Source organism: Achromobacter sp. 77, from assembly GCF_020541125.1.
GTDB classification, from domain to species: Bacteria; Pseudomonadota; Gammaproteobacteria; order Burkholderiales; family Burkholderiaceae_B; genus Achromobacter; species Achromobacter mucicolens.
Map to the genome: position 1 here is coordinate 5806886 of NZ_CP059848.1, position 17993 is coordinate 5824878.

18 protein-coding genes and 4 tRNA genes are annotated in these 17993 nt (G+C 64.2%); 1 reads left to right on the plus strand and 21 read right to left on the minus strand.

The features are described 5' to 3' along the window. Window positions 1-101: 101 nt before the first annotated feature. The 19 genes from rplL to H4P35_RS26940 form a co-directional block, all read right to left on the minus strand. The gene (rplL, locus tag H4P35_RS26850) at window positions 102-482 is read right to left on the minus strand and encodes a 50S ribosomal protein L7/L12 (protein ID WP_008157777.1); all 381 of its coding nucleotides are present in this window, start codon (window positions 480-482) and stop codon (window positions 102-104) included. Between the two features lie 81 nt (window positions 483-563). Then, window positions 564-1088 (minus strand): 50S ribosomal protein L10, encoded by a 525-nt coding sequence (gene rplJ / locus H4P35_RS26855; RefSeq protein ID WP_056320723.1) that lies wholly within the window; start codon window positions 1086-1088, stop codon window positions 564-566. 273 nt (window positions 1089-1361) lie between these two features. Continuing rightward, entirely contained in the window at window positions 1362-2063 is a 702-nt protein-coding gene (gene rplA / locus H4P35_RS26860; protein ID WP_056320726.1) for a 50S ribosomal protein L1, read from the minus strand. A 2-nt stretch (window positions 2064-2065) separates the two neighbouring features. Next, window positions 2066-2497: a 50S ribosomal protein L11 gene (gene rplK / locus H4P35_RS26865; protein WP_056320728.1), complete on the minus strand. Its 432-nt coding sequence runs from the start codon at window positions 2495-2497 to the stop codon at window positions 2066-2068. 63 nt (window positions 2498-2560) lie between these two features. Next, window positions 2561-3094 (minus strand): transcription termination/antitermination protein NusG, encoded by a 534-nt coding sequence (nusG, locus tag H4P35_RS26870; RefSeq protein WP_006389586.1) that lies wholly within the window; start codon window positions 3092-3094, stop codon window positions 2561-2563. 9 nt (window positions 3095-3103) lie between these two features. Beyond that, window positions 3104-3484 carry a preprotein translocase subunit SecE gene (secE, locus tag H4P35_RS26875; RefSeq protein WP_046806052.1) on the minus strand — a complete coding sequence of 127 codons (381 nt, stop codon included), beginning with the start codon at window positions 3482-3484 and terminating at the stop codon, window positions 3104-3106. Between the two features lie 64 nt (window positions 3485-3548). Continuing rightward, a tRNA-Trp gene (locus H4P35_RS26880) sits at window positions 3549-3624 on the minus strand. Window positions 3625-3741: 117 nt separating this feature from the next. Next, a complete protein-coding gene (tuf, locus tag H4P35_RS26885; protein ID WP_062839263.1) occupies window positions 3742-4932 on the minus strand; it encodes an elongation factor Tu in 1191 nt (396 codons plus the stop codon). 55 nt (window positions 4933-4987) lie between these two features. Continuing rightward, window positions 4988-5062, minus strand: a tRNA-Thr gene (locus tag H4P35_RS26890). Window positions 5063-5074: 12 nt separating this feature from the next. Beyond that, a tRNA-Gly gene (locus H4P35_RS26895) sits at window positions 5075-5148 on the minus strand. Window positions 5149-5295: 147 nt separating this feature from the next. Continuing rightward, window positions 5296-5382, minus strand: a tRNA-Tyr gene (locus H4P35_RS26900). Between the two features lie 113 nt (window positions 5383-5495). Continuing rightward, the gene (locus H4P35_RS26905) at window positions 5496-6659 is read right to left on the minus strand and encodes an iron-containing alcohol dehydrogenase (protein WP_226847609.1); all 1164 of its coding nucleotides are present in this window, start codon (window positions 6657-6659) and stop codon (window positions 5496-5498) included. Window positions 6660-6684: 25 nt separating this feature from the next. Further along, the gene (locus H4P35_RS26910; RefSeq protein ID WP_226847610.1) at window positions 6685-8094 is read right to left on the minus strand and encodes an aldehyde dehydrogenase family protein; all 1410 of its coding nucleotides are present in this window, start codon (window positions 8092-8094) and stop codon (window positions 6685-6687) included. A 26-nt stretch (window positions 8095-8120) separates the two neighbouring features. Beyond that, the gene (locus H4P35_RS26915) at window positions 8121-9506 is read right to left on the minus strand and encodes a glutamine synthetase family protein (protein WP_180097029.1); all 1386 of its coding nucleotides are present in this window, start codon (window positions 9504-9506) and stop codon (window positions 8121-8123) included. Window positions 9507-9563: 57 nt separating this feature from the next. Next, window positions 9564-10370, minus strand: a complete 807-nt coding sequence (hisN, locus tag H4P35_RS26920; RefSeq protein WP_226847611.1) for a histidinol-phosphatase — start codon at window positions 10368-10370, stop codon at window positions 9564-9566. Window positions 10371-10476: 106 nt separating this feature from the next. Beyond that, window positions 10477-11478 carry a tripartite tricarboxylate transporter substrate binding protein gene (locus H4P35_RS26925; protein ID WP_180097025.1) on the minus strand — a complete coding sequence of 334 codons (1002 nt, stop codon included), beginning with the start codon at window positions 11476-11478 and terminating at the stop codon, window positions 10477-10479. 150 nt (window positions 11479-11628) lie between these two features. After that, window positions 11629-13224, minus strand: coding sequence for a rhodanese-like domain-containing protein (locus tag H4P35_RS26930; protein WP_226849543.1), 1596 nt, complete (start codon window positions 13222-13224; stop codon window positions 11629-11631). Then, on the minus strand, window positions 13224-14417 hold the full coding sequence (gene metC / locus H4P35_RS26935; RefSeq protein WP_226847612.1) for a cystathionine beta-lyase: 1194 nt from the start codon (window positions 14415-14417) through the stop codon (window positions 13224-13226). The genes H4P35_RS26930 and metC overlap by 1 nt, the downstream gene beginning before the upstream one ends. Before the next feature lie 2 nt (window positions 14418-14419). Beyond that, window positions 14420-15007, minus strand: a complete 588-nt coding sequence (locus H4P35_RS26940) for a cysteine dioxygenase family protein (RefSeq protein ID WP_056320567.1) — start codon at window positions 15005-15007, stop codon at window positions 14420-14422. Window positions 15008-15147: 140 nt separating this feature from the next. Here H4P35_RS26940 and H4P35_RS26945 point away from each other — a divergent pair, with 140 nt between their 5' ends. Beyond that, window positions 15148-16041: a LysR substrate-binding domain-containing protein gene (locus tag H4P35_RS26945; protein ID WP_226847613.1), complete on the plus strand. Its 894-nt coding sequence runs from the start codon at window positions 15148-15150 to the stop codon at window positions 16039-16041. On the opposite strand, the gene H4P35_RS26950 is transcribed toward H4P35_RS26945, so the two are convergent. Both H4P35_RS26950 and H4P35_RS26955 read right to left on the minus strand, forming a co-directional pair. After that, the gene (locus H4P35_RS26950) at window positions 16035-17039 is read right to left on the minus strand and encodes an asparaginase (protein WP_226847614.1); all 1005 of its coding nucleotides are present in this window, start codon (window positions 17037-17039) and stop codon (window positions 16035-16037) included. The two genes, H4P35_RS26945 and H4P35_RS26950, sit on opposite strands and share 7 nt — an antisense overlap. Further along, window positions 17032-17949 carry a ParB/RepB/Spo0J family partition protein gene (locus tag H4P35_RS26955; RefSeq protein WP_062839279.1) on the minus strand — a complete coding sequence of 306 codons (918 nt, stop codon included), beginning with the start codon at window positions 17947-17949 and terminating at the stop codon, window positions 17032-17034. The genes H4P35_RS26950 and H4P35_RS26955 overlap by 8 nt, the downstream gene beginning before the upstream one ends. Window positions 17950-17993: the final 44 nt, after the last annotated feature.

A 17993-nucleotide genomic window follows, 5' to 3' on the forward strand; every position in this document is an offset into this window, starting at 1 on the left:
GGAAACCCCACTGAATGGGCATACCCCCAGTAGGGGTTTCCTGGAAACGCAAAAGCCCGGGGACTGCAAACTGTGCTGTCCCCGGGCAGTTGACGCAGGTCTTACTTGACTTCGACCTTGGCGCCAGCTTCTTCCAGCTTCTTCTTGGCGGCTTCGGCGTCAGCCTTGGCCACAGCTTCCTTGACGGGCTTCGGAGCGCCGTCGACCAGGTCCTTGGCTTCCTTCAGACCCAGACCGGTCAGCTCGCGCACGGCCTTGATGACGCTGACCTTGTTCGCGCCGGCTTCTTGCAGGACGACGGTGAACTCGGTTTGCTCTTCAGCAGCGGCAGCAGCGCCACCAGCGGCGGGAGCAGCGACAGCGACGGCAGCGGCAGCAGCCGACACGCCGAACTTCTCTTCCATTTCCTTGATCAGCTCGGACAGCTCGAGCACGGTCATGCCAGCGATGGCGTCAAGGATTTCAGCTTTGTTAAGTGCCATTTTTCAGAACTCCAAATATTTTGGTAATGCCAGGGTTTGGGTGTCGCTTCGTCGTTCAGCGAATTCCGGACAACAGGGCGATTAGGCCGCTGCCTTCTGGTCGCGCACGGCAGCGAGGCCACGGGCGAACTTGGTCGGAACTTCGTTGAGCGTACGCACGAATTGCGCGATGGGGGCTTGCATGGTGCCAAGCAGTTTCGACAGCAACTCTTCGCGCGAGGGCATGGTGGCCAGGGCCTTCACGCCTTCTTGGTTCAGCAAGTTGTTGGGCAGAGCGCCCGCCTTGATGACCAGCTTATCGTTGCTCTTCGCGAAACCAGCAATGACCTTGGCCGCCGCTACCGGATCAGTGCTGATGCCATAGATCAGCGGACCGGTCAGTTGCTCAGCCAACGGCTCGAAAGCCGTGCCAGCAACAGCACGACGGGCCAGCGAGTTCTTCAGAACACGCAGATACACGCCCGATTCACGCGCAGTTTTGCGCAGTACGGTGACAGAGGCGACGTCCAGACCACGGTACTCAGCGATAACAATCGATTGGGCCTTGGCGACTTCCGCCGAGACTTCCTCGATTACCACCGCTTTCTCTTGACGATTGAGACTCACGGTTTGAACACTCCATCAAAAGACGCCTGGGGCCGGAGCCTTGCGCGTCAACCGAATGCGGCGCCTGGACGAGTTCTTCGGGTAAAGAATTCTTCCTGGGGACGCCGTCTACGCTGGATCCGGACTAGGTGAGCTCCGGGATTAAGCGGGGCAGCGGCGATGCTGCCTTCCTTGCGGAAGGTAGATTCCTTCCACTGCCCTGCTCCAGCGGTCTTTGACAGCAACATCCGGAGGGGTCCGGATGCAGCCCAAAGTACGTTTACTGCTGTTGGCTTAGTTGGAAGCCGACAGCGAGGCAATTTCCACACGCGCTCCGCCGCCCATCGTGGACGAAACGGCGAGCTTGCGCAGGTAAATGCCCTTGGCAGCTGCGGGACGAGCCTTTTGCAGGGCGTCGACCAGAGCGGCCAGGTTGGTTTGCAGCTGTTCCACGCCGAACGACGCGCGGCCGATCGTTGCGTGGATGATGCCGGCCTTGTCGGTACGGTACTGAACCTGACCGGCCTTGGCGTTCTTCACAGCGGTTGCGACGTCGGGGGTCACGGTGCCGACCTTCGGGTTCGGCATCAGGCCGCGCGGGCCCAGGATCTGACCCAGGGCGCCGACGACACGCATCGTGTCGGGCGAGGCGATGACAACGTCAAAGTCCATTTGACCGGCCTTGATGCTGTCGGCCAGGTCGTCCAGACCAACGATGTCGGCGCCAGCGGCCTTGGCGGCTTCAGCCTTGTCGCCTTGGGCGAACACGGCGACGCGGACCGACTTGCCGGTGCCGGCGGGCAGCACGACCGAACCGCGGACCAGTTGGTCCGACTTCTTCGGGTCGATGCCGAGCTGCACGGCCACGTCAATGGATTCATTGAACTTGGCGACGGCGGTTTCCTTGACCAGGGTCAGGGCTTCAGCGACCGGGTACAGCTTGGTGCGGTCGATCTTTTGTGCAATAGCGGCGGCGCGCTTGGACAACTTAGCCATGATTAGATCCCCTCAACCGTGATGCCCATGCTGCGGGCGCTGCCAGCGATCGTGCGCACTGCGGCTTCCAGATCGGCGGCGGTCAGGTCGGGACCCTTGGCCTTGGCGATTTCTTCAGCTTGCGCGCGGGTCAGCGTGCCGACCTTGTCGGTATGCGGCTTGGGCGAACCCTTTTGCACGCCGGCGGCCTTCTTGATGAGGACCGTCGCGGGCGGGGTCTTCATGATGAAGGTGAAGCTCTTGTCCGCGAAGGCGGTGATCACCACCGGAATCGGCAGACCAGGCTCCATGCCTTGGGTCTTGGCGTTGAACGCCTTGCAGAATTCCATGATGTTCAAACCACGCTGACCCAGGGCCGGGCCAATCGGGGGGGAGGGGTTAGCCTTACCAGCCGGTACTTGCAGCTTGATAAAGCCGACGATCTTCTTCGCCATGCTTTGCTCCTTGCGGGTGATATCGCCCTGGCCGATAAGGACAGGGCTCCCCGGGGGTTAGATTCAGGTCTTTTCGACCTGGCTGAAATCGAGCTCGACGGGCGTGGCGCGACCAAAAATGGTGACGGACACACGCACCTTGCTCTTTTCGTAGTTGACTTCTTCGACGTTGCCGTTGAAGTCCGCAAACGGACCTTCCTTGACCCGAACCATCTCGCCCACTTCGAACAGGATCTTGGGGCGGGGTTTCTCGACGCCCTCTTCCATCTGGGAGAGGATCTTTTCGACTTCCTTTTCGGAAATCGGGGTCGGACGATTGCCCGAGCCGCCCAAAAAGCCGGTGACTCGGTTGGTGTTCTTGACCAGGTGCCACGTTTCGTCGGTCAGGTCCATTTCAACCAGGACATAACCGGGGAAAATGCGGCGCTCGGTGATCGACTTCTGACCACCCTTGACCTCGACGACTTCTTCGGAGGGCACAAGGATGCGGCCAAAAGACGTTTGCAGGCCCGCGCGCTCAATGCGCTCATTCAGGGCCTTGTGTACGCTTTTTTCCATGCCGGAGTACACATGGACGACATACCAACGCTTACTCATTTGCCGTCCTTATTTCCAGCCCAGCAGCAGGCCGTAGAGAATCCATTCGATGCCCTTGTCGAGCACCCACATGAAAATGCCCATGACGGCCACGAAGGCAAAAACGATACCCGTCATCTGGGTCGTTTCCTTGCGGGTGGGCCATGCGACACGCTTGACTTCGTTGTAGGACTCGCTGGCAAAGCTCAGGGTACGGCGACCGGGTTCGCTGAACCAGGCGATCGCGGCTGCGATCACGAGGCCGCCGACGAACACACCGATCCGAGCGGGCATCGGCTGCGCGCTAAGCACGGAGAACCCGACGATGCCAGCAATAACGACGAGAACCGCCAGCCCGAGCTTGACCCGGTCGGCGGTACTGGTTACGGTTTCTACGCTGGTATTAGACATATTGCGACGCGAGCCGCCGTGAATGCGTAACTCGCGATGATCTCCCGCGGGTTTATCCTGGCGGTGGCAGGGGCAGTAGGAATCGAACCTACAACCTTCGGTTTTGGAGACCGACGCTCTGCCAATTGAGCTATGCCCCTAAACACATCAAAATCTTGTTCCGCCTGCATCGGCTCGCGGAACCATACATAGTACTACTTTTACAGCAAAGATGGATAGAGGGGCATGAATGCCCACCCTACCCATCCGGGTATTGCTTACTTCAGGATCTTGGCGACGACGCCGGCGCCGACGGTACGACCGCCTTCACGGATGGCGAAACGCAGACCTTCTTCCATGGCGATCGGGGCCAGCAGCTTGACGGTCATCGTCACGTTGTCGCCCGGCAGAACCATTTCCTTGTCGGCCGGCAGGTCGATCGTGCCCGTCACGTCCGTCGTGCGGAAGTAGAACTGGGGACGATAGCCGTTGAAGAACGGGGTGTGGCGGCCGCCTTCTTCCTTGGACAGGATGTACACCTCGGACGTGAAGTCCGTGTGCGGGGTGATCGAGCCCGGCTTGGCCAGAACTTGGCCGCGCTGGACGTCTTCACGCTTGGTGCCGCGCAGCAGGATGCCCACGTTGTCGCCAGCTTGACCTTGGTCCAGCAGCTTGCGGAACATTTCCACGCCCGTGCAGGTCGTCTTGACCGTCGGAACGATACCGACGATTTCGATTTCTTCGCCGACCTTGATGATGCCGCGTTCGATACGGCCGGTCACCACGGTGCCGCGACCCGAGATCGAGAACACGTCTTCAACCGGCATCAGGAACGCGCCGTCGATGGCACGCTCAGGCGTCGGGATGTACGAATCCAGCGCGGCAGCCAGGGCCAGGATGGCCTGTTCGCCCAGTTCGCCCTTGTCGCCTTCCAGCGCCAGCTTGGCCGAACCCTTGACGATCGGGGTGTCGTCGCCCGGGAAGTCGTACTTGGACAGCAGTTCGCGAACTTCCATTTCCACCAGCTCGAGCAGCTCGGCGTCGTCAACCATGTCAGCCTTGTTCAGGAAGACGATGATGTACGGCACGCCAACCTGGCGGCTCAGCAGGATGTGCTCGCGCGTTTGCGGCATGGGGCCGTCAGCGGCCGACACGACCAGGATCGCGCCGTCCATCTGGGCAGCGCCCGTGATCATGTTCTTGACGTAGTCGGCGTGGCCCGGGCAGTCAACGTGCGCGTAGTGACGCGTTTCCGTTTCGTACTCGACGTGAGCCGTGTTGATGGTAATGCCGCGTGCCTTTTCTTCAGGAGCTGCATCGATCTGGTCGTAGCCCTTGGCTTCGCCGCCGAACTTGGTCGACAGAACGGTCGTGATCGCCGCCGTCAACGTCGTTTTGCCGTGGTCAACGTGACCAATCGTACCCACGTTCACGTGCGGCTTGGTACGTTCAAACTTGCCTTTTGCCATGGCTGACTCCTGACCTGGATTGCGCTTCTGACTGAAGAAAAGAATTTGGAATTTGTGGTGCCCATGGCGCGGATCGAACGCGCGACCTCTCCCTTACCAAGGGAGTGCTCTACCACTGAGCCACATGGGCATTTAAAAATCTTGGAGCGGGTGAAGGGAATCGAACCCTCGTCGTAAGCTTGGAAGGCTTCTGCTCTACCATTGAGCTACACCCGCGGCAAACCCTTTCACCTTCTCTCATCCCAACCCTTCGAAATGAAGGCCGGAGGATCCTTGCCACCTTCTTTGCGAAGGCTGCGCAAGGCCACCGGGCCTTACATTGCAAATCCAGGCCAACCGCGCCTGGATTTAGGTATGGGTCTCTGGTGGAGGAGGTTGGATTCGAACCAACGTAGGCGCAAGGCCAACAGATTTACAGTCTGCCCCCTTTAACCACTCGGGCACCCCTCCAGCGGAGAACTTGAGATTATGAACACTTTCAAATCCGCTGTCAAACCATTCGGACGAAAAATTCATAATTTCAGTTCCACCTCCGCCGCGTTTCCGCGCAGAGGGGGCGAAGCTTACAGGTTTCCGCGAATTGCTGCACGAAAAAGCTGAGAATATTTTTCGGCGGAGAAATCGACGGGGTTCGTGCCGGCGGAAGGATCCTGGCTGGCCATGCGCCCCACCCGCTCGGCCTGGCCGTCATCCAGGCCGATCTCGGCGAGCGTATGCGGGATACCCACGGCCTCGCGCAGCGCCAGCACCCAGTCGAGCACCGCGCCCGGACTTTGCCGCGGCAACCCGAGATAACGCGCAAGCGCTTCAAGCCGGGGCGCCACCGCTTCTTCGTTGGCCTTGAGCACGTAGGGCATCAAGATCGCGTTGAGCAGGCCGTGATGCGCGTCATAGAGCGCGCCGAGCGGATGCGCCAGCGCGTGCATGGCGCCCAGGCCGCGCTGGAAGGCGGTGGCGCCCATGCACGATGCCGTCAGCATCTGCTGGCGCGCCTGCAGATCGGCGCCATCGGCCACCGCCTGCGGCAGATACGCCTTGATAAGGCGCATGCCCTCCAGCGCAATGCCAGCCGCCATGGGATGAAAGAACGGCGAACAGTAGGCTTCCAGGTTGTGCGACAGCGCGTCCATGCCCGTGGCCGCCGTGATCTTGGACGGCAGGCCCACGGTGAGCTCGGCGTCCAGGATCACGATGGATGGCAGCATGCGGGCGTGAAAGATGATGCGCTTGATGTGCGCGGCCTCGTCGGTGATGACGGATGCGCGCCCGACTTCGGAGCCGGTGCCTGCGGTGGTGGGTACGGCCACGACGGGCGCCATGCCGGCGGCATTGACGCGCAGGTAGTTGTCGCCGATGTCTTCGAAGTCCCACAGCGGCCGGCTCTGCCCCGCCATCAATGCGATGGCCTTCGCTGCATCAAGCGCAGAACCGCCGCCGAACGCAATGACACCGTCATGACGACCGCGCTTGAACGCCGCCACGCCGTCGTCGACGTTGCGCCCGGTGGGATTGCCCTTGATGTCGTGAAAGACCGCGCAATCGACGCCATCATCGTGGCACATGCCCACGGCATCGCGGACCATGGGCAACGCGGCCAGTCCGGGATCGGTCACGAGCAAAGGCCGGGACATGCCCAGCTCACGGCAGCACGCGGGCAATTCCTTGATGCGTCCGGGACCCACCTTGATGGCGGTGGGATAGTTCCAGTTGACGTGGGGGACGGTCATGATTCGGTTCCTGGTGACGCCGCCTTCAGAGGCTACGCAAATGGAAGGATTTGGCCTGGGTGAGCGGTTCGTAGCCGAGCTTGGACAAGGACACGCCGCGGCCCGACTCCTTGACGCCCGTCCACGCGAGCGCCGGGTCGAGGTAGTCGCATCGATTCATGAAAAACGTGCCCGCGCGCACCTGCCTGCCGATACGCAATGCGGTCGCTTCGTCCTGTGTGAAGACGGCAGCCGTCAATCCGTACGGACTGTCGTTCATCAGCGCGATGGCCTGTTCGTCGCTGTCGACCGGCATGATGCCGGCAACCGGACCGAAACACTCCTCGCTCATGATGCGCATGCGGTGGTCGACCTGCGTCAGCAACGCGGGCGCGACATAACACGAGCTTTCGCTCGCTTTAAGTGAGCTTTCGCTCGCTTTTTTGAAATGCGAGTTATCGATCACGTTTACAGCGCCGGCGCCGACGGCTTGCGCGATCACTTCCCGGATCTCGGCCGCAGCGCGGGCGCGCACGACAGGGCCAAGCGTCGTGTCCAGCTGCAACGGATTGCCCAGCACGTAGCGCTGCGTTAACGCAGCGGCGCGCTCGACGAAGGCGTCGTGCACGCCACGCGCCACGTAGATGCGCTGAATGCCGCAACACGACTGGCCCGCGTTGAAGAACGCGCCATCGACGAGCGTCTCTGCCGCGGCGTCCAAATTGGCGTCCTCGCGCACGTAGGCTGGGTCGTTGCCGCCCAGTTCCAGTCCGACGCCGATAAAGCGGCCCACCGCGCTTTCCTCGACGATGCGCCCTCCCCGGACCGAGCCCGTGAAGGACACATAGCCGATCTCCGGCGCGCGGATCAGCCGTTGCGTGATGTCGTGGCTGGCGTGCAGGTATTGAAAAACGCCTCTTGGCGCCCCCGCGTCTCGGAATGCGCGATCGATGAGCTCGGCGCACAGCGGCGTCTGGTCTGAATGCTTGAGAATGACGGTGTTGCCCGCCATCAGTGCGGGCACGATGCTGTTCACCGCGGTCAGCAGCGGATAGTTCCACGGTGCGATGGTGAGCGCCACGCCGATGGGCTCGCGGCTGATGAAGCGCGTAAAGCCTGGCTGCGCGGGCGCGGCAATGGGCGCGAGGGCATCGTCGGCGATGGCGATCATGTGGCGCGCGCGGGCGGCGAAGCCGTCGACTTCGCCGGGTGCGTCGCGCAGCGGACGGCCCATCTGAATGGTGATCGCGCGCGCGATCTCGTCCTTGGCCGCCGCGACATGGTCCACGGCAGCCGCCACGATGCGCCCCCGCGCCTGGATGCCGAGCGCATGCCACGCCGGCTGCGCGCCCTGCGCGTTGGCCAGCGCCTGCGAGATCTGCGCTTCGCTGGCGTAGGCGCGGCGCACGACCGGGCGTCCGTCGATGGGGCTGATGGTGATGAGTTCGTGGGTCATGGCTACCCTGATGGCAATGGACGGGTTCAGATAATTTCGAAGTAGCGCGCAAGCTCCCAGTCGGTCACATGACGCCGGAACTGCCGCTCTTCCCATTCGCGCGTCGCGGCGTAGTGCTCGACGAATGCGTCGCCGAACAGCAGCCGCGCGGCGTCGGAGCCGCGAAGACGCTGCGCGGCTTCCCACAAGGTCGTGGGCAGATGCAGATGCGCGGGAAACTCCTGCGTATAGGCATTGCCCTGCACCATGGGCTCGGGCGACAGCCCTTGCTCGATGCCGTACAACCCGGAGGCGAGCGCCGCGGCCAGCGCCAGATAGGGATTGGCGTCGGCCGATCCGATGCGCACTTCGACACGCTGCGATTTGTCGCTGCCCGGGATGAGGCGCAGTGCCGTCGTCCTGTTTTCCATCCCCCACGTGGCGTCCAGCGGCGCCCAATAGCCGGGCACCAGGCGCGAATAGCTGTTGATGGTTTGCGCGTACAAGGCCATGAATTCGGGAAGGTACCGCTGCACGCCCGCCATGAAGGCGGCCTGCAGGTTGCCGACGCCATGTGGCTGCGACTCGTCGTAGAAGGCCGAACGCCCCGTCTTGCGGTCGCGCAGAGACAGGTGAATATGGCCGCTTTGACCGGGGTGGTCGTGCGACCATTTCGCCATGAAGGTAGCCATCAGGCCGTTCTGTTGCGCAAGCGCCTTGGCGAACGTCTTGAACAGAAACGCCTTGTCGCCGGCCGCGGCCGCATGGTCCACGGCAAGCGCGGCCTCCAGCACGCCCGGCCCGGTCTCGGTGTGCAGGCCTTCGATGGGCATGTCCATGCGCTCGCACATGTCGAGCAGCTTGCGATAGAAGTCGCCCTCGACCGTGCTGCGCAGAACCGAATACCCGAAATTGCCCGGCGTCCAGTTCTCCATGTTGCGGTAGTGCTTGGCGCGCACGGAGTGCGGCGTCTCGCGGAACATGAAGAATTCGTACTCCAGCGCGGCATAGGCATCGAATCCCATGTCCGCCGCGCGATCGATCACGCGGTGCAGCAGGCGGCGCGGACAGATGGCGGCGGCATCGCCCTCGAATTCCGCCAGGAATAGCAGCATGTCTTCGCCGCCGGGGCCTTGTTCCAGCGTAAGACGGCGCGCGCTTTGCGGCACGATGCGCATTTTTGCGTCGGGGTATGCGGTGTGCCAGCCGGTGTACCGGGTGTTGTCGTAGAGCTGATCGTCCAGGTCCCACCCCAGCACCACGTCGCAGAACGCGAGCCCGGAACGCAGCGCGCCCAGGAATTTGTCGCGCCTCAGGTACTTGCCCAGCATGACGCCGTCCACATCGGACAGGCCGATCTTGATATGCGAGAGCGGGCTGGCCTGCACCAGCCGCTCTGCGTCTTCCACCGTTGCTACCCCTAGTGCATGCATGCTCGTTCACCTTATGGCTGAAGCGTTGCGTGGAACTGCGGGCGGGCGGCGCGCCGGTCAGGCCATGGCCGCCCCCAGCACCTGCATCGCCTGGCGATGCAGCGCAGGCGTGGCGGCCGCGATCACGCGGCCCTTTGAAGCGAAACCGAGCGGCTGCCCTGCCCAATCCGTCATGACGCCGCCAGCGCCTTCGATCACGGGCGCAAGGGCAAGGTAATCGTAGGGTTGCAGCCCCGCCTCCACGACGAGGTCGACGTGACCGCTGGCGAGAAGCCCATAGCTATAGCAGTCGCCGCCATAGCGGCGCATGCGTGTCTTGGCTGCCAAGTGGTCGAAAGCGGCCAGCTCGGCGCCCGTGAAGATGTCGGGCGCGGTGGCATACAGGATGGCGCTGTCGAGGTCGGTGCATGCGCGCGTCGCGCACGGCTCGCCGTTCAATTGCGATGGCGCGTGCGCCACGCCGATCCAGCGTTCGTCGAGCATGGGAATGTCGATCAGCCCCAACACCGGCCTGCCGCGGTGCAGCAGCGCAAGCAGCGTGCCCCACAGCGGATTGCCCGAGATGAAGGCGCGGGTGCCGTCGATGGGGTCGAGCGACCACACGAATTCGGCATCGGCATGAGAGGCGCCGAATTCTTCGCCGAATATGCCGTGTCCGGGATGATGCGCGGCGATGGCTTCGCGCAGCGCCGCCTCGACCTGCCTGTCTGCCTGCGTGACGGGACTGTCATCGGCCTTGGTGTCGACATCAAGCGGATGCCGGAACCACTTGCGCGACAGGGGCCGGGCGCGATCCGCCAGCGACTGCGCGAACGCGGCATACGCCGCGAGCTGCGGCGACGACAAGGCCGAGGAAGTCTGCATCGATGCCCTCCAGGAGGGGCGCGCGGAGGATCAGTGCGCCGACGGAACGCCTGCACGCAGGCGTTTCCAGTCTAGACACCTTGCTCCGCGTTGGCAAACATGCCGTTCAATCGAGCGACACGCCCGCCGTCTTCACCATGTCGGCCCAATACGTGGTGTCCTGCTGCAGCCGGCTCTTGAAGGCCGCGGGCGCGCTGCCCACGGGTTGGCTGCCGCCGCTGTTGATCTTGGCGATCACGGCGGGCGACTTCATGGCCTGCTCCACGGCCTGGGCCAGATAAGCGATGCGCTCGGGCGGCGTTCCCGCGGGCGCGAACAAGCCATACCAGTCATCCGCGGTGATGCCTTCCAGACCGGCCTGCTTCAACGTGGGCGCGCGCTTGAAGATACCCACGCCATCGCCGTGACTCATCGCGAGGATCTGCAGTTTGCCGGCCGCCACCATGGGTTCGGCCGATGCCGGCGAAGTGATCAGCATGTCGACGGTGCCGCCCAGCAGGTCCGTGACCGCCGGCGCCGCGCCGCGGTACGGCACATGCACCAGCTTGACGTTGGCCTTCTGGGAAACCAGCGCGCCCATCAGATGGCTCATCGTGCCGTTGCCCGGCGTCGCGTAGGTGATGACCCCAGGCTGCTTGCGTGCGGCCGCAAGATAATCGTCCAGCGTCTTGTACGGGCCGTCCGCGCGCGAGACGAGCACCAGCGGCGCCGAGGTGATCTGCGAAATGGGCACGAAGTCCTTCAGCGGATCGAAGCCCACGTTCTTGTACAGGCGCGGATTGACGGCCATGACGCTGGTCTGCGACATCACGAGGGTGTAGCCGTCAGGCTTGGCGCGGGACACCTGCGCCGTGCCGACGTTGCCGCCCGCCCCCGAGCGGTTTTCGACAACCACGCTTTGACCCGTGATGGCGCCCAGCTCCTGCGCGATCAAGCGTGCGACGCCGTCGTTGCCGCCGCCCGGCGGGAACGGCGAGACAACGGTGATGGCCTGCTTCGGATAGTCCGCCAGCGGCGCCGGCGTCTGGGCATGGGCGGCGAACCCCCACGCGAGGGCTGCCGCTGCCACCGCGGCCGTCTTGCAAGCTTGCAATGCGTGATGCTTCATCTGGATTTCCCCTTGAGATGGCGGCCGGATACTCGGCCGTCCTTTGCATTCCGGTTCTCCATGAACCGTCCGCACCCCGGCGGCGATTGCCGCCGGGGCGTCCTGATCAGGTTGAAGCGGGTGGCGCCGCGCAAACGCGCGGCGGCGGTGTCAGCTGGCCGGGAACCGGTACGCGGCGCGTTCCCGGTCGTCGATCTGCTTGACGAGATTGGTTTCCCAGGCGAGGTACTGCCGCGCGGCGGCCTTGTTCCCGTCGTGGCGGTCGTGCACGAAAAACAGGTAGTCGATGCAATCGCTGTCGGGCGGATCGGCAGGCGTCGTCTCCAGCGAAATGCCTTGAGCGGACCAGCTGTTCGGCGTGCCCGTATTGGCCTTGACGTCATCGATGCCCAAGGCAGCCAGATCGCGTGCCGCCCACGCCGCCAATGCGGCGTCTTCGGCCAGCAGCACGACAGGACGCGCGGGATCGAGCGCCAGACGATGCAGCCGCGGACGGATGGACCAGCGGGCGCCGGCCACGTGGCTCGCGCGGTACCGCATGCTGGGCCGAATGTCGACAATCTGGGCGCCCTGCTTCAGCACATCGGCCAAGGCCGCATCGGACAGCAGAGCAAGCGCAGGCGCCTCGGGCAGTGCCGGAGCGTGGGCCAGGACGGCGCCCGTGCCTTCTTCGAGCGTGCAGGCGTCCCATCCCATCTGCCGAAGCCAGCTGGCGACGACCGGCGCGCGCACGCCTTCGCCATCGAACACGACGATGCGGGCGCCGCGCACGGCGATGTACTGGTCCGTCGCCTGAATGAGTTGCCCGCCAGGCGCATGCTGCGCGCCGGGCAACGATCCCTTCGCGAACTCTTCGGCGCTGCGCACATCGCACAGGAACGTGGTGCGCTGCGGGTCGCGCAGCCAGTCCTGCACCTGCCCGGCTTTGGCCGACGGCACGCCGTGACGCTGGGCGAGCTGCGCGGAACGCTGCGCCAGCGCCGGCACGTCTTCAGGCGTGACGTCATCCGGATACCGGCGGCGCGCGCCATGCTCGAGCTGCAGGTCTTCCAGGTACCAGCCCTGCGTGCCGTTCTCCAGGGCGTAGACCGGATTGGGCACACCCAGGTTGATGAGCGTCTGCGCGCCGATGATGCTGCGCGTGCGGCCCGCGCAGTTGACCACGATGGTGGTGTCCGGCCGCGCGGCCAGCGTGTGGGCGCGCAGCGCCAGTTCGCCATTGGGGCAGCAGATGCCGCCGGGAATGCTCATCTTCTGGTATTCGGCGAAGGGCCGGCCGTCTAGCACGATAAGGTCGTCGCCCCGACGCTGGCGTTCGGCCAGTTCGCGGGCGCCGATGCGCGGGGTGTGGAAAACCTCTTCGGCGAGTTCGCCAAACGTTTTGCTGGGAACGTTCACGCCTGCGAATGCGGCATAACCGTCGCGCTGCCATTGCGCGATGCCGCCGGCCAGGCGGTGCACATCCGTGTAGCCCAGGACGCCAAGGGCGCGCGCGGCGCGGGCCGCGGTGTCGTCCTCGCCCCCCTCGTCGTAGACCACGACGCGCACGCCGCGGCGAGGCGCGAGGCGGACGATGTCGACTTCAAGGCGGCTGTACGGGACCGGCGCGGCGTAGAACAGATGCGACTCGCCATACTGGCCATGCTCGCGCACGTCCAGAAGCGCAATCTCGCGGCCGTCGTGCAACCACTGCTTGAGCGTGTGCGAATCGACGTCGGCGAAGGTGGGGTCGTTATACGGCTGCATCATGAGATTCGGAGGGAACGGATGGGTTGAGTCAGTGCGGCCAGGCCGCGGTCAAGGTCGGCGATCAGGTCGTCAGGATCTTCCAGGCCGATGTGCAGGCGCAGCATGGGGCCGCGCGCTTCAAGGCCGGGCAACGAGCGCGCGGCCTGCAAGTTCACCGGAATAACCAGGCTTTCAAAGCCGCCCCACGAGGCGCCGATGCCGAAAAGCTGCAGGCTGTCGATGAAGCGTTCGGCGTCGGCCTCGGTATAGGCGTCAGACAGTTCCAGCGTCAGCAGGCCGTTGGCGCCGCTGCAATCGCGCTGCCAGATTGCATGGGAGGGATCGCCAGGCAGCGCAGGATTCAAAACGCGCGCAACTTCCGGACGCGCCTTGAGCCACTGGGAGATCCGGAGCGCGCTGCGGGCGTGCTGCGCCATGCGCAAGGGCAGCGTGCGCATGCCGCGCAATACCAGGAAGGCGTCGTCGGCGCCGACCGTCTGGCCGAAATCGATGGTTGCGCGTTCCAGCGCCCGCCATGCGCGCTCGTTCGTGACGGCGGCGCCCATCATCACGTCGGCATGGCCGCCCAGATACTTGGTCGCGGCCAGGATGGAGATGTCGGCGCCCAATTCGAGCGGTTTTTGCACCAGACCGGACGCCCACGTGTTGTCCACAGCCAGCCAGCAATCGTGTTTTCTCGCGGTTGTGGATAACTCGGTGAGGTCCGGCATTTCGTAGGTCAGCGACCCCGGCGACTCCGCGTAGATCATGCGGGTATTGGGCCGGATCAGCGCCTCGATGCCAGCGGCATCCGGCCGGTAGTACGTGAATTCGATCCCCAGGCGCGTCAGGTGTTCGGCGCAGAACCGGCGCACCGGCTCATACACGGCGTCTGTCACTAGCACATGATCGCCGGCGCGCAGATAGGCAAGCAGCACGGTGGCGATTGCGGCCTGGCCCGTGGGATAAAGCTTGGCGCGATAGCCCGCTTCCAGTTCGACGAGCGCGTCTTCCAGGGCGTGCGTGCTGTCGGTGCCCCGCGCGCCATAGGAGGGCAGACGCTCCTGTTCGCGGCGCGCCCGCGTGTCGCGCCACGCTTCTACGCTCTCAAAGACATACGTGCTGGCGCGCGTGACCGGCGTGTTGACCCAGCCTTGATGAGGACGTCCTGCGCGCAGCAGGCGCGTTGCGGACCGGAAGGGCTTGCTCATGATCAGCGCCGCGTCTGCACGCCGATCGGCATGATCTTGCAGGTGCCGGTCTCCAGGTCGAAGCCCAGGCGTTGGTCCAGCGTTTCCAGCGCGCGTCCGTACATGTGCAGATGGCGGATGACGCTGTCGCCCTGGATTTCCACCGCGTGGATATCGTCGGGCATCAGCGCGATGCCGGTGCCGGGGCCCACCACCACGGTATCGATCTGCGCCAGCTTGCCGACGCCCGGCTGCGAACCGTCGTCCAGGCGGTCGTACACATAGTTGTATTCGACGCCCTCGACCGCCGCGATACACGCCCAGGTGGTGTGGTTGTGCGGCACGATCTTCTTGCCCGGGCGCATGACGTTCAGGTACAGCGCATAGCTCTTGTCGGCGTCTTCGGCGATCAGATAGCGGGCCTGGCGTTCGTCGCCCTCGGGCGGCGGGTAGCGGTCGGCGCCCCACCATGCAGTATTGCCGGCCAACGCCACCAGCTCGTCCAGGACGAGCTGAAGGCTGTCGCGGTTCAGACCCTTATTTCCTACAGTTTTTTTAATATTTTCGACCGCGCTGTCGATGCCGGCCTGTTGGGGATGTGCGGTGCTCACGTCGTTGTTCCCTCTTGTTTCATGAGTTATTGCACTTACTGTATCGCCGGGTGTGAATGCCAACAATTTAAATTGCTTGAACATTCCATTAGGACTGCTAATGTGTCGGGTTATCCCTGAACCCATTTCCCGTTGAACGGATGCGCAATCTAGACCTGGACCTGCTTCGCACGCTGACGGCCATCGCGCAGCATGAAACGTTTTCCGAGGCCGCCAACCGGCTGCACAAGACGCAGTCCGCCATCACGCAGCAGATGCAGCGGCTCGAGGCGATGATCGGTTTGCCGCTGTTTGAAAAGCAAGGCCGCAACAAGGTGCTGTCCTCGCATGGCCGGCGGCTGGTCGAATACGCCCGGCACATGCTGGCCATCAACGATGAAGCGCTGCGGGCGTTGCAGGACGGGCCGCTGGAAGGCGATCTGCGGCTGGGTGCGCCCCTGGACGTGGCGGACACGATCCTGCCCACCCTGCTCACGCACATCGCACGCGTGGCGCCCCGCGTGAAGCTGGAGATCCGGGTCGATCGCAGTCCTTTCCTGATGGATGCCCTGCGCGCGGGCGAGATCGACCTGACGATCTCCACGCGCTTTGACCAGGACTTCGAGGGCGTGGCGTTGCGCACGTCGCCGACGGTCTGGCTGGCATCCGCCGATTACATGCACGATTCCCATGCGCCCGTGCCGCTTGTGCTGGCGGACGAACCCAGCATCTTTCGCCGCCTGGCGCTCAATGCGCTGGAGCAGGCGCAGGTGCGCTGGCACACGAACTACGTGGCGCCAAATCTGGTGGGGATCAAGGCCGCGCTGCGCGCGGGCCTGGGCGTGACGGCGCGCAGCGTGGAACTGCTGGGGCCGGAGATGCGGGTGCTGGGAGAAAAGGAAGGGCTGCCGCCCCTGCCGGACGTGACCTACTTCCTGTGGATAAGGCGTGATCTCATCAATCCGCTGACGCGGCAGGTGTACGACATGCTGCGGACCAACCTGGGTCTTGCGCAGCAAGGCGCGGCGACGGAGCCGCCGCCCACGGTTCAATAACGGTCGAACACCTGCTGCAACGCATCCGGATCGCGAGTGATCGTCAGCGCGAGCATCAAAAGGATGCGCGCCTTCTGCGGATTCAGGTCCCGCGCGGCGACAAAGCCCAAGCTGGCATCGTCGACTTCGACATCGCGCGCCACGAAACCGCTGCCCGTGCGGCTGGACCGAACAACGGCCACGCCGTCGTCGGCTGCACGCCGCAGGCCTTCGATGGCCAGGTCGGTGGCGTTGCCGTCGCCCACGCCCGCCAGCACGATGCCGTCGGCGGCGCTGGCCAGGAAATCGATCACGTCGGCCTGCAGGTTGGCATACGCATAGACGATGTCCACACGCGGCCAGCCAGCCTTTTCCAACAATGCGAGTGAAAACTCGCTTTGTGCGCCACAGGTGGTGGCATTGCGCGAGTAAAAGCAAGGCACGCCGCCGTGCATGACGCCGGCGCGGCCGCGATTGGGCGATGCAAACGCGCACAGGCCGGCGCTGGCGATCTTCTGGATCTCGCGGGCGTAATGGATGTCTTCGTTCATGACGACGAGCGGGCCGCGGCCCCGCGCATCGGGATGGCGCGCCAGCGCCACCGCGTTGTACAGATTGGCCGGACCTTCCGCGCCCAGCGCCGTGGCCGGGCGCATGGCGCCAACCAGCACGACGGCCTTGTCATGACGGTTCACCAGGCTGAGGAAATACGCGGTTTCCTCGAGCGTGTCCGTCCCGTGGGTAATCACGATGCCTGCCACCGAGGCGTCCTGGCAAAGCGTGTCCACGCGCTGCGCCAGCGCGCGCCAGACGCCGTGCGTCATGTTCTGGCTGCCGACGTTGGCTACCTGCTCGGCGCGGATCTCTGCGATGCCGGCCAGCTGCGGCACCGCCGCGAGCAGGTCATTCACGGAAAAGGTGCCCGACTTGTAGCCGGCGGACGTGGCGTCAGCCTGGGCCCCCGCAATCGTGCCCCCCGTCGCCAGCACCGCGATGACGGGCAATGCGTTTTCAGGCATCCACCGCTCCGGAAAGGCCCTGGCGCTCGAGGAGCGAATTCAGGTGCTCCCAGCCGTGGAAGTCGATGACGATCTGACCCTTTTCCTTGGCGCCCACTTTCAGCGCCACGCGCGTGCCCAGATGATCGGACAGCGCTTCTTCCAGACGCGTCAGGTCACGCGACACGCCGTTGGTCTTTTTCTTGGGCGACGCCGAGGCTTCGGCTTCCTTGGCCGTCTTGGCAACGAGCTTTTCGGCCTCGCGCACCGACAGACGGCGCGCGATGATGAGATTGGCAAGCTGGATCTGCGTGGCCGCATCGACGGCGAGCAGCGCGCGGGCGTGGCCCATGTCGACGTCGCCGGCCAGCAGCATGGTCTGCACGGGCGCGGCCAGGTTCAAGAGGCGCAGCAAGTTGCTGGTGGCGGACCGTGAACGGCCGATGGCCTGCGCGGCCTGTTCGTGCGTCAGGCCGAACTCATCGAGCAGACGGCGCACGCCGTGCGCTTCTTCGAGCGGATTCAGGTCTTCGCGCTGGATGTTTTCGATGAGTGCCATGACGGCGGCGTTTTCATCGGCGACTTCGCGCACCAGGACCGGCACTTCTTTCAGGCCGGCAAGCTGCGCGGCGCGAAAGCGGCGTTCGCCAGCAATGATTTCGTAGTGGCCGGGCGCATCGCCCAACGCACGCACGAGTATCGGCTGCATGATCCCTTGCGTGCGAATCGATTCGGCCAGCTCGCCCAGGGCCCCCTCGTCCATGCGCGTGCGCGGCTGGTACTTGCCGGCGCGCATCTTCGAAATGGGCAGGGTGGACGGCGGACCCTCGGGCTTGGCGACAGCCTTGCCGATGTTGTCGATTGCGGGCGCATCGGCGCCCAGCAAGGCGTCCAGTCCGCGACCCAATCCCTTGGGTTTCTTGGTGGCCATAATTAAATCCTCTTTCCTTCTGTCTTTGTATCCTGAGCGCTGGG

What these genes read in the sequence shown, in the direction of transcription:
- rplL (WP_008157777.1), bottom strand. Translation starts at nt 482, where the DNA reads ATGGCACTTAACAAAGCTGAAATCCTTGACGCCATCGCTGGCATGACC.
- rplA (WP_056320726.1), bottom strand. Translation starts at nt 2,063, where the DNA reads ATGGCTAAGTTGTCCAAGCGCGCCGCCGCTATTGCACAAAAGATCGAC.
- rplK (WP_056320728.1), bottom strand. Translation starts at nt 2,497, where the DNA reads ATGGCGAAGAAGATCGTCGGCTTTATCAAGCTGCAAGTACCGGCTGGT.
- nusG (WP_006389586.1), bottom strand. Translation starts at nt 3,094, where the DNA reads ATGAGTAAGCGTTGGTATGTCGTCCATGTGTACTCCGGCATGGAAAAA.
- secE (WP_046806052.1), bottom strand. Translation starts at nt 3,484, where the DNA reads ATGTCTAATACCAGCGTAGAAACCGTAACCAGTACCGCCGACCGGGTC.
- tuf (WP_062839263.1), bottom strand. Translation starts at nt 4,932, where the DNA reads ATGGCAAAAGGCAAGTTTGAACGTACCAAGCCGCACGTGAACGTGGGT.
- H4P35_RS26905 (WP_226847609.1), bottom strand. Translation starts at nt 6,659, where the DNA reads ATGACCGTCCCCCACGTCAACTGGAACTATCCCACCGCCATCAAGGTG.
- H4P35_RS26910 (WP_226847610.1), bottom strand. Translation starts at nt 8,094, where the DNA reads ATGACCCACGAACTCATCACCATCAGCCCCATCGACGGACGCCCGGTC.
- H4P35_RS26915 (WP_180097029.1), bottom strand. Translation starts at nt 9,506, where the DNA reads ATGCATGCACTAGGGGTAGCAACGGTGGAAGACGCAGAGCGGCTGGTG.
- hisN (WP_226847611.1), bottom strand. Translation starts at nt 10,370, where the DNA reads ATGCAGACTTCCTCGGCCTTGTCGTCGCCGCAGCTCGCGGCGTATGCC.
- H4P35_RS26925 (WP_180097025.1), bottom strand. Translation starts at nt 11,478, where the DNA reads ATGAAGCATCACGCATTGCAAGCTTGCAAGACGGCCGCGGTGGCAGCG.
- H4P35_RS26930 (WP_226849543.1), bottom strand. Translation starts at nt 13,224, where the DNA reads ATGCAGCCGTATAACGACCCCACCTTCGCCGACGTCGATTCGCACACG.
- metC (WP_226847612.1), bottom strand. Translation starts at nt 14,417, where the DNA reads ATGAGCAAGCCCTTCCGGTCCGCAACGCGCCTGCTGCGCGCAGGACGT.
- H4P35_RS26945 (WP_226847613.1), top strand. Translation starts at nt 15,148, where the DNA reads ATGCGCAATCTAGACCTGGACCTGCTTCGCACGCTGACGGCCATCGCG.
- H4P35_RS26950 (WP_226847614.1), bottom strand. Translation starts at nt 17,039, where the DNA reads ATGCCTGAAAACGCATTGCCCGTCATCGCGGTGCTGGCGACGGGGGGC.
- H4P35_RS26955 (WP_062839279.1), bottom strand. Translation starts at nt 17,949, where the DNA reads ATGGCCACCAAGAAACCCAAGGGATTGGGTCGCGGACTGGACGCCTTG.